Origin of the sequence: Nocardia altamirensis NBRC 108246, from assembly GCF_001612685.1 — a bacterium.
Classification (GTDB): domain Bacteria; phylum Actinomycetota; class Actinomycetes; order Mycobacteriales; family Mycobacteriaceae; genus Nocardia; species Nocardia altamirensis.
The window spans coordinates 1-12,825 of the sequence record NZ_BDAY01000135.1 but is presented as its reverse complement, the minus strand read 5'-3'; the positions used below and the strand labels follow the sequence as shown (position 1 = coordinate 12,825).

The window sequence follows — 12,825 nt, the reverse complement described above, 5'->3', positions numbered from 1 at the left end:
GGGTGGGGCGGGCAAGATTGGGCGGTGAGGCGGTGGTGGTGTGCCGCTCCGGATGGGAAGGGTGGACAGTGACGCACGAATTCGGGGTGGTTGACGCTCCTGACGCGGCGGTGCGGGCGGCCGCCGAGGCGCGCCAGGCGCAGCTGACGAAACCCGGTGGGTCGCTCGGACGGCTCGAGGAGCTCGGGAATTGGGTGGCAGCCTGTCAGGGCGTGTGTCCGCCCAAGCAGTTCGAGCGGGCCAGGGTTGTGGTGTTCGCCGGGGATCACGGCGTTGCGCGGCATGGGGTTTCGGCGTACCCGAGTGAAGTGACCGCGCAGATGGTCGCGAACTTCCTCGGTGGCGGCGCCGCCGTGAACGCCCTCGCTGCCGTCGCAGGCGCCACCGTGCGGGTCGCCGACATTTCCGTCGACGCCGACACCGACCCGGTGGTCGCCAAGCACAAGGTGCGCCGCTCCAGCGGGTCCATCGACCGTGAGGACGCGCTCACCGCCGACGAGGTGCAGGCCGCGTTCGCCGCAGGCAAGGCGATCGCCGACGAAGAAATAGATGCGGGCGCCGACCTGCTCGTCGCGGGCGACATGGGCATCGGCAACACCACCCCCGCCACGACACTCATCGCGACCCTCACCGACACCGAACCTGTTGTCGCCGTTGGCCGCGGCACCGGCGTCGACGATGCGGGCTGGGCGCGCAAGGTCGCCGCGATCCGCGACGCCATGCGCCGCGCCCGCCCGGTCGTCAAGGACCCGGTCGAGCTGTTGCGGGTCGCCGCGGGCGCCGACTTCGCCGCCATGGCCGCGTTCCTTGCGCAGGCCGCCGCCCGCCGCACCCCGGTGATCCTCGACGGTGTCGTCGTCACCGCCGCCGCTTTGGTCGCGGAAGACCTCGTCCCCGGCGCCTCCGCCTGGTGGCTCGCTGGCCACCGCTCCACCGAGCCCGCCCACAACCTGGCGTTGCAACGCCTGCGCCTCGACCCGGTCATCGATCTCGGCATGCGCCTCGGCGAAGGATCCGGCGCGCTGACCACCCTGCCCATCCTCCGTGCCGCCGTCGCCACCCTCGCCGACATGTCCACCTTCGCCGAAGCAGGCGTCAGCACGGCCGAACTCGCGACCGGATCCGAAACTCCCCCACTGGATCTCCGGAAATGACCCACCGGTCCCCCGCAGACACCACCACGCCGAGGAGGCCGCATCCCGCGCGGTTCACGCGCTGCAATTCGTGGTCCGCAGCGGTGGACCGCCCACGGCCTGCGGCGGCCCGCGTAGGGGGAGAAGACGCCCGCGCCGGGAGCAGAGCGCACCGATCGAGTCGCGTTGCGGTGGACATCCTCCGATCCGTGGCGAGCGGGTCGGCAGGCCCCCGACTGACCTCGCCGCTGCTGCGGAAACCGGAGCACGCTGATCGAGTCGCCGACCGGGGACCCGAACGCCCCAACCAGATCGGGGCCGAGCAGGGACCAGAACGCCCTAACCAGATCACAGCCGAGCACGACCCCAAACGCGCCAATCGGATCGCAACCAAGCAGGAACCAGAACGGGCCAACCGAGTCGCGGCCGAGCGGGAATCGGAGCGAAGTGACCGGCCCGAGGAAGTATCAGGCGCGCGGCGATGAATGGGGTGCGATTGGCGGTGTCGTGGCTGACGGTGCTGCCGGTGCGTGGACCGGAGCGCGTGGATCGGGGGGTGGCGGGGACGGCAATCACGTTGGCGCCGTTGGTGGGTGGACTGCTCGGGGTGGGGGCGGTCGGGTTGCTGTGGGTGCTGGTGTTGGTCGGGGCGAGTTCGGTGCTCGCGGCGCTGCTGGTGGTCGGGGCGTTGGCGTTGATCACCCGGGGCATGCATCTGGACGGGCTCGCCGACACGATGGACGGTCTCGGCAGCTACGGTCCGCCGGAGCGGGCGCGGCAGATCATGAAAAGTGGTGGCGCCGGGCCGTTCGGCGTCGCCGCCATCGTGTTCGCCGTTGGCGTCCAAGCATTTTCGTTTGCCGCGCTGGCCGAGTCAGCGCAATGGTTCGCCGTTGGCCTTGCGGTCATGGTCGGCCGCGTCGCGGTGGTTGTGGCGTGCCGCAAGGGAATCGCCGCCGCCCCGGACACCAGCTTCGGCGCGCTCGTCGCTGGCACGCAGCCCACCGTCACCGCCGTGGCATGGTCGGTCCTCGTCCTCGCCGCCGCCGTCTTCGCCACTCCGGACCACCGCTGGCTCGGGCCCGTCGCCGTCCTGCTTGCCCTCGCCGTCTCCACCCTCCTCACCCACCACTGCCGCCGCCGCTTCGACGGCCTCACCGGCGACACCCTCGGCGCAACCATCGAGCTCTCCGTCGCCCTCACCGCGGCCACCCTGTCCCTCTCCTTCTGACACCGGCCCTCCCTTCGGCACCGGCCCTCCCTCCGACATCGGCCCTCCCTCCGGCACCGGCCCTCCCTCCGACATCGGCCCTCCCTCCGACATCGGCCCTCCCTCCGACATCGGCCCGCCCTCCGACATCGGCCCGCCCTCCGACATCGGCCCGCCCTCCGGCACCGGCCCGCCCTCCGGCACCGGCCCGCCCTCCGGCACCGGCCCTCCCTCCGACACCGGCCCTCCCTCCGACACCGGCCCGCCCTCCGACACCGGCCCTCCCTCCGACATCGGCTCTCCCCTTCGGGCGCCGGCCCTCCCCGTCGACACCAGGCTCAGCCCCTATCGGGACGCGAGGAGCAACCCTCAGCCATACCCCGCACCATGTCCCACTCGCGACACCCGTCCGTCCCGATATGGACGCCCGCGCCCGGGGCGAATCGCCGAGTGGGAACTGGTGGCGGGGGGCTCTCGGGCGATGCCGCCACCAGTTCCCACTGATCATCGGTCCAATCTGTGCCTCGCGCCGCGATTGCCCGAGGAGTGCGGGTGGGACTGATGGGAGGAATTGCCGCGGCGGCGCGCACGGCGTCTGGGTCGGGCAATAAGGTGTGCGGTATGTCTTCTGAGCGCCTGTATTTTCGCCAGCTGCTGTCGGGGCGGGACTACGCCGTCGGCGATCCGATTGCGACGCAGATGCGCAATTTCGCGTACCTGATCGGCGATCGGGACACCGGTGAATGCGTGGTCGTCGACCCGGCGTACGCGGCAAGCGATCTGGTGGATATCGCCGAGGGCGACGGGCTGCGGCTGACCGGGGTGCTCGCCACCCATCATCACCCGGACCATGTGGGTGGCACCATGCTCGGATTCACGCTGGGCGGCGTGCGCGAGATGCTCGAAAAGACAAGCGTCCCAGTGCATGTCAACGCGCAAGAGCTGTCCTGGGTTGCCAATGTCACCGGCATCGCGGAAAGCGAACTCACCGGCCATCAGCACGGCGACAAGGTCAGCGTCGGCGCCTTCGATATCGAACTGCTGCACACACCGGGCCACACGCCGGGCAGTCAGTGCTTCCTGTTCGACGATCGGCTCATCGCGGGCGACACCCTGTTCGTCGACGGCTGCGGCCGCACCGACTTTCCCGGCGGCGATTCCGACGAAATGTTCCGCAGCCTGCGCTATTTGGCCGGTTTGCCCGGTGACCCTGTCGTTTACCCCGGCCATTGGTATTCGGACGAACCGCATGCACCACTCTCGACTGTCCGGGACAAGAACTACGTGCTGCGTCCCCAGACCCTCGAGCAATGGCACATGTTCATGCCGAGCTGAGCGACCGTGGCGGCCGAAACGACCGCCACCGGTGCGCCACTCGTCGAACTACATGCCGCGCATCCACCCGTGGATGTCGGCGAAGGTGCCGCGCTGAATACCGGTGAGGGTGTCGCGCAACGCCATGGTGACCTCGCCGGGCTCGCCGCCGCCGATGGTGAATTCATCCTCGCCCGTGCGGACCCAGCCGACGGGGGTGATCACCGCGGCGGTGCCGCACCCGAAAACCTCGGTGATTTCGCCGGATTCGGCACCCTTGCGCCATTCTTCGACCGAAACCTTGCGCTCTTCGACCGGGAAGCCGGAGTCGGCGGCCAGGGTGAGCAGCGAGTCGCGGGTGATGCCGGGCAGCAAGGCACCGGACAGCTCCGGGGTGACCAGGCGCGCCTCGGAGCCGGAGCCGAAGACGAAGAACAGGTTGTTGGTGCCCATCTCCTCGACGTAGCGGCGCTCGCACGCATCAAGCCAGACCACCTGGTCGCAGCCCTTTTCGCTGGCCTCCGCCTGCGCGAGCAGTGAGGCGGCGTAGTTGCCTGCGACCTTGGCCTCGCCGGTGCCGCCGGGGGCGGCCCGCACGTAATCGGTCGACAGCCACACCCGCACCGGCTTCACCCCGCGCGGGAAGTAGGCGCCCGCCGGGGAAGCCATCAGCAGGTACTTGTAGCCGGAAGCGGGCTTCACGCCGAGGCCAGCCTCGGTGGCGAACATGAAGGGGCGCAGGTACAGCGAGTCTTCGCCGCCTGCCGCAGGCACCCAGTCGCGGTCGACGTCGAGGAGCTGACGCACGGATTCGATGAACAGTTCTTCCGGCAGTTCGGCCATCGCCATCCGCTTGGCCGACCTGGCGAACCGGGCGGCGTTCGCGTCGATGCGGAAGCAGGAGATGCTGCCGTCACTCTGCCGATACGCCTTCAGTCCTTCGAAGATGGCTTGGCCGTAGTGGAAGACCATCGTCGCTGGGTCGAGCGCGAGCGGGCCGTAGGGCTCGACGCGCGCGTTGGACCATTCGCCGTCGGCGTAGTCGATCGACACCATGTGGTCGGTGAAGAACCGCCCGAAGCCGGGCGCCGCCAGTACCTCTTGTCGCCGCTGCGCCGGGGCGGGCGCGGGATGCGGGACACGGGCAAACTGTGCAGCAACGGTCATGCAGGTGATCCTATCCGGGCCGGTTTCCTGGTTTGCGCCCGATTGCCCACCTCACCGCAAAAGTTCACGCCAGCACCGCCACTCGCGCACCAGATTGCACTCTGGACACCAAATCACCGCAGGAAACCACACCGCCCGGTTCGCATCCTGCGCACTCTCCCCACCGACACCCTGCGACACGCCGTGGCGCGAAACGCCGATGCCCGCCCCGGAGCCCCGCGCCATGCCGTCATGGATTGCGGCAAGCCGACGCCCGATATGTCGGCACCGGTGCGCGCACCTTGGCGCGCGCACCGGTCGGGTGACTACTTGGTGTTGGTTTCGACGAAGGGTGGGCGGATCACCTTGCAGCGGAGGCGGCGGCCGCGCACGTCGACCTCGACCTCGGTGCCCGGCTCGAGGCCTGCATCGGTGTCGAGGAGGGCGAGGGCGATGCCGATCTTGAGGGTTGGCGAGAAAGTGCCCGAGGTGGTTTCGCCGACCGGAGCACCGTCGTGCAGGACGGTCTGACCGGGACGCAGCACGCCGCGGTCGAGGGCTTCCAGGCCGAGCAGGGTGCGGCGCGGGCCTGCCGCCTTCTCCTGCTCGAGCACCTCCTTGCCCCAGAACGCTGCCTTCTTCCAGCCGACCGCCCAGCCGGTGCGCGCCTGCACCGGGGAGATCTCCAGCGACAGCTCGTGCCCGTGCAGCGGGTATCCCATTTCGGTGCGCAGGGTGTCGCGGGCGCCGAGGCCCGCGGCTTGGCCGTCGGCGGCCTGCACCTGGGCGACGAGCGCGCGGAACAGCGGCTCGGCGTCGGCCCAGCGCGGCAGCAGTTCGTAGCCGTGCTCGCCGGTGTAGCCGGTGCGACAGACGCGCACCGGCCGCCCGTCCCACTCGGCGTCGGCGTAGGCCATGTACTCCATCTCGGTGGGCAGGCCGAGCGCGGCGAGCACCTCGGTCGAGCGCGGTCCCTGCACCGCGAACACGCCGTACTCCCGGTGCTCGTCGGTCACCGTGATGCCCTCGGGCGCCACCTTCTGCAGCTCGGCGACCACGGCCGCGGTGTTCGCGGCGTTGGGCACCAGGAAGATCTCGTCGTCACTCACGTAGTAGGCGATGAGGTCGTCGATCACGCCACCGTCGGGCGTGCAGCACAGCGTGTACTGCGCCTTGCCCGGCCGGATCCGCCCGAGGTCGTTGGTGAGCGCGGAGTTCACGAATTCCGCCGCGCCCGCACCACGCACCGTCGCCTTGCCGAGGTGGCTCACGTCGAAAAGTCCGACGGTGGTGCGGACCGACTGATGTTCGGCCACCGTCCCCGCATAGGAGACGGGCATTTCCCATCCGCCGAACGGAGCGAAAGTCGCCCCCAGCTCGACGTGTACACCGTGAATAGGGCCTTGCAGCAGGTTCGAGTCCGTCACCCGGCGAAGCTTATCCGCCGCTCGCAAATCATGGGACCACTCCCACGCCGCCCACCCCTGCGAGCCGCTCACGCAGACCGTTTCACGATCGAGTGGGAACTGAAGTGACGGCGGCGCGCTCTCGACCGATTCCGGCTATCCGCCGTCCCTCATGGCTGTCATCCCCAGTACTCCCCGCGCTTCTTACGTTCCTCGACCTGTTTGCGGTACTCGTCTTCGCGGTCAGTGCCGATCGCGTCGTCGCCGAAGTGGTCGCGTAGGTGGATGCGTTCCTCCTCAGGCACGGCGTCGCGGCGGGCGTTGAACGCGGCGAATTCCGCCTTCAACCGTGCAATCTCCTCCGCCGGGAGCGGCTCCACCTCATCGGGTGATCGGAATGTTTTTCCCTGGATCTCTTCGGGCATCGGGCGTCCCTCCGGGCCGCTAGCGCGGCATCTCTCGCATTTGGATGATAGTGCGGCCGTCGACCTCGAACCGGTCGACCACACGAAACGGTGTCCCGCTCTTGAACAAAACTTCCAGCTCTTGTGGTGCGGTGGAGTGGTGGCCGACGTAACGGCCTGTCTCCGACCAGATCTGAAACTCCACCGGTAGATCCTTGGCTGCCTTGGCAGTGGCCGACGAGGAGGTGAAGGCCGCCTCGGTGACTTCCGCACCGCGCTCATATTTGGCCAGGACGTCGGCGTCCAGATCGGTGCGCCGCGTCACGGCACCTTCGAAGGTCGGCAGCTTATCCAAGGTGGTATTGAGCTGCTCGACCTCGGCGCGCTGCGCGACGGTCAGCTCGTTCCCTGAACGCAACGCGGAGTTGATGTCGTAGGAATTGCCGGTGTACTTCGTGATCGCGTCGCGTTCGGCCTGCGACAGTTCGACTTTCGGGATGCCGGGCGGGTGCGGGATCGGGCCGAGCTCGATCAGCTCGGGTTTCGGCGGCGGGTCGGCTTTGGGTTTGAGGCGCCCGGCCGGTCCGAGGTCTTCGAGGCGCTCGCACTCGCGCACGTGTCGCGCCAGGTCGGCGTCGAGCTTCACCCCCGCGCTGATCCCCCGGTTGGTCCGCCACTCCTGGATGATCAGCCGCATCGGACGCGCGTAGCGTGCACAGATCGCCGCCGCGCCCGCCAACCCGATGGCCGCCCCAGCACCAAAGGTGATGAACGAGGACGCGACCGAGATAGCGGCGGTTATCGCGAGTTCCTGGATCAGTGCATCGCGCACCATCTCCAGCTGCTTCTTGAGCAACTCGCGCAGCTCATCGAGGGCGATCCGGTGATCACGACACGATTGGGCCAGATCACCCATCGCGGTGAGCGTCGCCGCCGCGGCCGCTTTCAAGGCGCGCAGATCTTCATCGACGAATTCGACTTCCGGTGCGGCGACGGCCTCGAACGCGATCGCGGCGGCCTCGAGGATCGCGGGGAATCCGGCCACCTCGGTAGCGGTGCGGGCCGCGTCCCAGGTGACCGCAGCGTTGCTGATGGTGGTGGCGTTGCCATCGGGCACGGTGATCCCGATTTTGGCGACCAGGCCCAGGCCCTCATCGACGAGGCCGTTGCCGGGGCCACCCGCTGACGGCAGCGGCACTCGGCAGTTGAGTACCGGATACATCGGCGCCGTTGGTTTGACCGGTGCGGGCCCGGCGTCGATGGTCGCGCCGTGTTCATCGAGGGCACGCTGGTAACCGAGGTTGTTGAGCACGATCGCGTATGCGTGCGTCGCGCTGGCCACCCGGGTAACCATTTTCAGGATTTCGGCTGCGCGGGTGTCGTAGGACTTGCCCCACTCGTGGCCGTCGTCGTAGGAACCGGCCATATCCACGGCTTTGGCTATTTCCGGCCAACGCGCGTCGATCGCTGCCCACCACGCCTGGGCACCCGCCGCGATCTTGCCCGCGGTGTCGTAGTAGACGGCGGTATCGACGTCGAGAACTGTGCCGGTCACTGCGCGGACCCACCGCCCTCACGGTCCAATACCGAGCGATTCGCTGCGGTGCCCTCCTCGTAGGAGGCACGTGCGGAGGCGGCCGCGTGCCGCGCATCGGCCGCCTCCCCTGACCTGGCCCACACGGCCGCGACGCACCTGGCAATTCGGCCATGTCCGCGAGTGACTCGAACACTTCGAGTGCGAATTCGCACGGGCAGTTCACGATCGAGTGGGAACTGGTGGCGGAGGCCTCTCGACGAACGCCGCCACCAGTTCCCACTCGGGACAGCATCAGCCGCGGAACCACATGGGGCGCAGGGTCGGTCCGCCCTCCGGCAGCTCGTGCAGCGTGCCGGTGTGTGCGAAACCCATGCGGGTGTAGAGGCGTGCGGAACGTTCGGTGCTTGCTTCGAGGTAGGCGGGTTGTCCCGCAGAGGAGGCCGCTTTCGTGCGATCGGCGAGGATCGCGCCGCCTGCACCCTTGCCGCGATGCTCCGGCACCGTGACGATGACCTGCAGGTACCGGTGCGGGAACTCGCGCGGGTGCGAGCGCGCCAGCAAGTCGGTCACTACCGAGACCCGCTGTAGCGGACGCACATCCGGCGAGCCTGCGGCAACCGCGCGCGCCTCGACTGCCTCGTGCTCGAACCGCGCCACCGAGTCGACGTGCTGCCAGATCGACACCGCCCAGATCTCCGACTCGGTACCCGCGAGCCAGATCTCGTCGTCGCGCAGTGCGCGGTCGATGAGGGTCGGCACGTAGTCCCCGCTGAACTGTTCGAACGGATATCCCTCGAGCACCCAGGCCGTCACCGCCTCGTCGGGGCTGGCGAGGCTGAACGCCTCGATGACCGCGTCGCGATCCTGGGTCATCGCCTGCCGAACCGTGATCTCCATCGCCTGTCCCTTTCGCTCGTGAACACTGTGTGCTCTCGCCAAGGTAGGCAGCTCAGTGCGGTGTTGCTAGCATTTCGTCACAGCTGTTCGTGTGTTGAAATGGAGGCCGCATGGCCTGCGAAATCTGCGCGGCCGCCCTCGCGCAACCGTCACGCGGCCGCAAACGCCGCTATTGCTCGCGCGCCTGCCAGGCCCGCGCCTACCGCGCCCGCCGCGACGCGGTGGCCCCGCCACGTCGCACCGCACGCCCGACCAGGCTGACCACGGTCGGCATCTTGCGCGCCGCCGTCGACCTGGCCGATCGCGACGGCATCGACGGCCTCTCCATGCGCCGCATCGCCAGCGAACTCGGCGCGGCAACCGCGGGCCTGTACCGCCACTTCCCCGACCGCGAGGCACTGCTGGCAGGCATGGCCGAGCTCGTACTCGCCGAAATCCGCCCGCCTGCAGCGCACCTCACCGACTGGCGAGCCAGGCTCAGCTACGAGGCGCACGAGGAATGGCAGCTGTACCAGCGCCACCCGTGGATGCTGCCGATCCTCGCGCGCACCCGCCCGCCGCTCGGTCCGGCGCTCTTCGACATCCTCGAACGGTCCTTCGCCGCGCTCGACCACCGCGGTCTGAGCCGCGAGGCGATGCTCGCGATCTACCTGTCGTTCTCGGGCCTGGTGCAGGGCCTCGCGCTGCTGACAAGTTCGGAGCGCGCCGACCGGCTGCACGCCATCGAGCCGACGGAGCTGCCCGATGATCTCCTCGAACTGCTCGACCCGACCATCCGCCCTGTGCTGCACCGGCTGTTCTCCGACGGCCCGCCCGGCCCCGACCTGGACTTGGACCGAATCCTCGACGACGGGCTCGCGCTGCTCCTCGACGGCATCTCGATCAGACTGCCCAGTAGCCTGAGCCAATGACCGCTGTCGCAGATCGCTCATTAGGACCGGAACTCGCCCGCACCCAGACCATCAGCGCGGACACCGACGTGCTCGTCCTCGGATTGACCTCCTCCGAGAACGGCCCCGCCATCGTGCCCGAGGACTTGTTCGGGGATGTGCTCACTGCCGAGGTCCGTGCCGAACTGCTCGATCAGCTCGGCGCGGTCGGCGCGAAGGGCAAGGCCGAAGAGTTGACCAGGGTGCCTGCCCCGGCCGGGCTCGCAGGCGTGACGAGTGTGCTCGCGGTCGGCCTCGGCGCGGCCGAGAAGATCGACGCCGAGCAGATCCGCCGTTCCGCGGGCGTGGCGGCCCGCACGCTGTCGGGCACCGAACTGGTGGTGACCACGCTGTCCGGCCTCGACCTCGGCCCCGCCGCGGAGGGCTTCTACCTCGGCGCCTACACGTTCACCCCGTTCAAGTCGGACAAGTCCGCACCGAAGCCGGACGAGCGCCCCGTGGCCAGGGTCGAATTCCTGGTCCCCGAGCCCGATTTCGGCGACGAGGCGCTGACCAGGGCGCAGCTGACCGCCGAAGCCGTCGCCACCGCACGGGATTTCGTCAACACCCCGCCGAGCCACCTCTACCCCGCCGAATTCGCCGCCCGCGCACAGCAGCTGGCGGAGGCGGCCGGACTGCAGGTCGAGGTGCTCGACGAACATGCACTGGAGGCAGGCGGTTACGGCGGCGTGCTCGGCGTCGGCAAGGGTTCGTCGCGGCAGCCGCGGCTGGTCCGGATCACCTACGCGGGCGGGCCGAAGAAGGTCGCGCTGGTCGGCAAGGGCATCACCTTCGACACCGGCGGCATCTCCATCAAGCCTGCGCAGAACATGGAGAACATGACCTCGGACATGGCGGGCGCCGCGGCGGTCGTCGCGACCACCTTGCTCGCCGCGCGGCTCGGCCTGCCGGTCACCGTGACCGCGACCGTGCCGATGGCGGAGAACATGCCGTCGGCCACCGCGCAGCGCCCCGGTGACGTGCTCACCCAGTACGGCGGCATCACCGTCGAGGTGATCAACACCGACGCCGAGGGCAGGCTGATTCTGGCCGACGCGATCGTGCGGGCCAGCGAGGACGACCCCGACTACCTCATCGACGTGGCGACCCTGACGGGCGCCCAGATGGTGGCGCTCGGCACCCGCACCCCCGGCGTGATGGGCACTGACGAGTTCCGCGACCGGGTCGCCGCGATCTCCCGCGAGGTCGGCGAGAACGGCTGGGCGATGCCGCTGCCCGCCGAGTTGCGCGCGGACATCAACTCGAAGATCGCCGATCTGGCCAACGTCGCGCCGCACCGCTGGGGTGGCATGCTCTCGGCCGGGCTGTTCCTGAAGGAGTTCGTCCCGGAGGGCGTGCAGTGGGCCCACCTCGACGTCGCGGGTCCGGCGTACAACACCGGCGGCCCGTTCGGTTACATCGGCAAGGGCGGCACCGGTGTCCCGGTGCGCACCCTCATCGCTGTCATCGAGGACATCGCCGCGGAGTGAATGCCGGTGTGCCGCCTCGGCTTCCCACCCGAGGCGGCACCCCCGAAATCTAAAGCTCGCGTAAATCTTCCTCGAACGCCCGCTGGCGCTCGATCCGTTTACGTGCGTCGTAATCGCGCATCCGTTGTGGATATCCGGTCCGGCCGACGTCGTAGACCGGGATCCGCAAATCCTTGGCAAGCCGCTGCGCTCCGCGCTCGCCGACGATCCGTCTCGTCCATTCACCGTCGGCGGCGATCAACACGACAGTGACATCTGTCACAGTAGTTTTCGGCTCGATATAGCCTTCGACGCCCACATGGGTGCGCACCCACTCGGCGAGATAGCGGGCATCGCCGCCATCTCCAGAACCCGTGCGTCTCGCGCTAGCACCCCGGGTCGCGCCGCTTCGGAAACGATCCAGCAAACCCAACGACGCGCACCTCCTTTCCCACACCGGAGCGTCCCACACGCCGGTCCTCCCATCTTGCCAGCTCCTGGGAGTTCGCTGCCCTGTGCTACACGCCGGACGGCCAAGTGCAAGGATGGTTCGCGGTACAAGAACCACTAGATCTCTGGTGCCACGCACAATGATCGGTGGCTTCCGGGCTCACGCCGCAACCGCGACGGGGGTCCGCCGAGAGATCAACTGTTGTAGAACCCCGTCGAGCAGTCAGAGGAGTCAGAGGACATGGCCTTCTCCGTCCAGATGCCAGCTCTTGGTGAGAGCGTCACCGAGGGAACGGTCACCCGGTGGCTGAAGCAGGAAGGAGACACGGTCGAGGTCGACGAGCCGCTGCTCGAGGTCTCCACCGACAAGGTCGACACCGAAATCCCGTCCCCCGTGGCGGGTGTGCTGTCGAAAATCGTCGCCCAAGAAGATGATGTGGTCGAGGTCGGTGGCGAGCTCGGCGTGATCGGTGATGCCGGTGAGGCTCCCGCCCCGAGCTCGGCTCCCGCCCCCGAAGCCGCCGCGCCCGCGCAGGAAGCACCCGCCGAGGAAGCTCCCGTCGCAGAGCCGGAACCCGTCCAGGAAGCAGCCCCTGCTCCGGCGCCCGCCGCCGCGGCCGCACCGTCCGGTGCAGGCACGCCGGTGAAGATGCCCGAGCTCGGCGAGTCGGTCACCGAGGGCACCGTGACCCGCTGGCTCAAGGCCGTCGGTGACGACGTCGCCGTCGACGAGCCGCTGCTCGAGGTCTCCACCGACAAGGTCGACACCGAAATCCCGTCGCCGGTGGCAGGCGCCCTGCTGGAGATCACCGCGCAGGAAGACGATGTCGTCGCTGTGGGTGGACAGCTCGGCGTGATCGGCAGCGGTTCCCCCGCGGCCGCCGCACCGGCGCCCAAGGCACCGGCACCCGCGCCTGCGCCGAAGCCCGA

The 12,825-nt window shown here is 68.9% G+C and carries 12 protein-coding genes; 6 read left to right on the top strand and 6 right to left on the bottom strand.

The window, feature by feature from the left end; all coding sequences use genetic code 11:
* Nucleotides 1–68: 68 nt before the first annotated feature.
* From cobT to NA11_RS42890, 3 genes are all read left to right on the top strand, one after another.
* Nucleotides 69–1,154 (top strand): nicotinate-nucleotide--dimethylbenzimidazole phosphoribosyltransferase, encoded by a 1,086-nt coding sequence (gene cobT, locus NA11_RS42905; protein ID WP_141718168.1) that lies wholly within the window; start codon nt 69–71, stop codon nt 1,152–1,154.
* A gap of 460 nt (nt 1,155–1,614) precedes the next feature.
* The gene (locus NA11_RS42895) at nt 1,615–2,364 is read left to right on the top strand and encodes an adenosylcobinamide-GDP ribazoletransferase (RefSeq protein ID WP_069167864.1); all 750 of its coding nucleotides are present in this window, start codon (nt 1,615–1,617) and stop codon (nt 2,362–2,364) included.
* Between the two features lie 600 nt (nt 2,365–2,964).
* Entirely contained in the window at nt 2,965–3,678 is a 714-nt protein-coding gene (locus tag NA11_RS42890; RefSeq protein WP_069167863.1) for an MBL fold metallo-hydrolase, read from the top strand.
* A 48-nt stretch (nt 3,679–3,726) separates the two neighbouring features.
* On the opposite strand, the gene NA11_RS42885 is transcribed toward NA11_RS42890, so the two are convergent.
* The 5 genes from NA11_RS42885 to NA11_RS42865 form a co-directional block, all read right to left on the bottom strand.
* Complete coding sequence (locus tag NA11_RS42885; RefSeq protein ID WP_069167862.1) at nt 3,727–4,824, bottom strand: branched-chain amino acid aminotransferase; 1,098 nt, start codon at nt 4,822–4,824, stop codon at nt 3,727–3,729.
* A gap of 305 nt (nt 4,825–5,129) precedes the next feature.
* Nucleotides 5,130–6,230 (bottom strand): glycine cleavage system aminomethyltransferase GcvT, encoded by a 1,101-nt coding sequence (gene gcvT / locus NA11_RS42880; RefSeq protein ID WP_069167861.1) that lies wholly within the window; start codon nt 6,228–6,230, stop codon nt 5,130–5,132.
* 158 nt (nt 6,231–6,388) lie between these two features.
* Nucleotides 6,389–6,634 carry a hypothetical protein gene (locus NA11_RS42875; RefSeq protein WP_141718167.1) on the bottom strand — a complete coding sequence of 82 codons (246 nt, stop codon included), beginning with the start codon at nt 6,632–6,634 and terminating at the stop codon, nt 6,389–6,391.
* A gap of 19 nt (nt 6,635–6,653) precedes the next feature.
* Nucleotides 6,654–8,168, bottom strand: a complete 1,515-nt coding sequence (locus NA11_RS42870) for an ADP-ribosyltransferase (protein ID WP_069167859.1) — start codon at nt 8,166–8,168, stop codon at nt 6,654–6,656.
* A 273-nt stretch (nt 8,169–8,441) separates the two neighbouring features.
* On the bottom strand, nt 8,442–9,047 hold the full coding sequence (locus tag NA11_RS42865) for a GNAT family N-acetyltransferase (RefSeq protein ID WP_069167858.1): 606 nt from the start codon (nt 9,045–9,047) through the stop codon (nt 8,442–8,444).
* Between the two features lie 110 nt (nt 9,048–9,157).
* On the opposite strand from NA11_RS42865, the gene NA11_RS42860 reads away from it, so the two are divergent.
* Together NA11_RS42860 and NA11_RS42855 are read left to right on the top strand one after the other, a co-directional pair.
* Nucleotides 9,158–9,958, top strand: a complete 801-nt coding sequence (locus NA11_RS42860; protein ID WP_069167857.1) for a TetR/AcrR family transcriptional regulator — start codon at nt 9,158–9,160, stop codon at nt 9,956–9,958.
* Nucleotides 9,955–11,466 carry a leucyl aminopeptidase gene (locus tag NA11_RS42855; protein ID WP_069167856.1) on the top strand — a complete coding sequence of 504 codons (1,512 nt, stop codon included), beginning with the start codon at nt 9,955–9,957 and terminating at the stop codon, nt 11,464–11,466. Before NA11_RS42860 ends, NA11_RS42855 begins: the two co-directional genes overlap by 4 nt.
* Before the next feature lie 49 nt (nt 11,467–11,515).
* Here NA11_RS42855 and NA11_RS42850 read toward each other — a convergent pair whose 3' ends face one another.
* Nucleotides 11,516–11,878: an oxidoreductase gene (locus NA11_RS42850; RefSeq protein WP_069167855.1), complete on the bottom strand. Its 363-nt coding sequence runs from the start codon at nt 11,876–11,878 to the stop codon at nt 11,516–11,518.
* 258 nt (nt 11,879–12,136) lie between these two features.
* Here NA11_RS42850 and NA11_RS42845 point away from each other — a divergent pair.
* The coding region (locus NA11_RS42845; RefSeq protein ID WP_305793860.1) for a biotin/lipoyl-containing protein at nt 12,137–12,825 on the top strand (689 nt) is incomplete at its 3' end.

Excerpts from the sequence above, each read along its gene's own strand:
- NA11_RS42895 (WP_069167864.1), top strand. The coding sequence starts at position 1,615 with ATGAATGGGGTGCGATTGGCGGTGTCGTGGCTGACGGTGCTGCCGGTG.
- NA11_RS42890 (WP_069167863.1), top strand. The coding sequence starts at position 2,965 with ATGTCTTCTGAGCGCCTGTATTTTCGCCAGCTGCTGTCGGGGCGGGAC.
- NA11_RS42885 (WP_069167862.1), bottom strand. The coding sequence starts at position 4,824 with ATGACCGTTGCTGCACAGTTTGCCCGTGTCCCGCATCCCGCGCCCGCC.
- NA11_RS42875 (WP_141718167.1), bottom strand. The coding sequence starts at position 6,634 with ATGCCCGAAGAGATCCAGGGAAAAACATTCCGATCACCCGATGAGGTG.
- NA11_RS42865 (WP_069167858.1), bottom strand. The coding sequence starts at position 9,047 with ATGGAGATCACGGTTCGGCAGGCGATGACCCAGGATCGCGACGCGGTC.
- NA11_RS42860 (WP_069167857.1), top strand. The coding sequence starts at position 9,158 with ATGGCCTGCGAAATCTGCGCGGCCGCCCTCGCGCAACCGTCACGCGGC.
- NA11_RS42855 (WP_069167856.1), top strand. The coding sequence starts at position 9,955 with ATGACCGCTGTCGCAGATCGCTCATTAGGACCGGAACTCGCCCGCACC.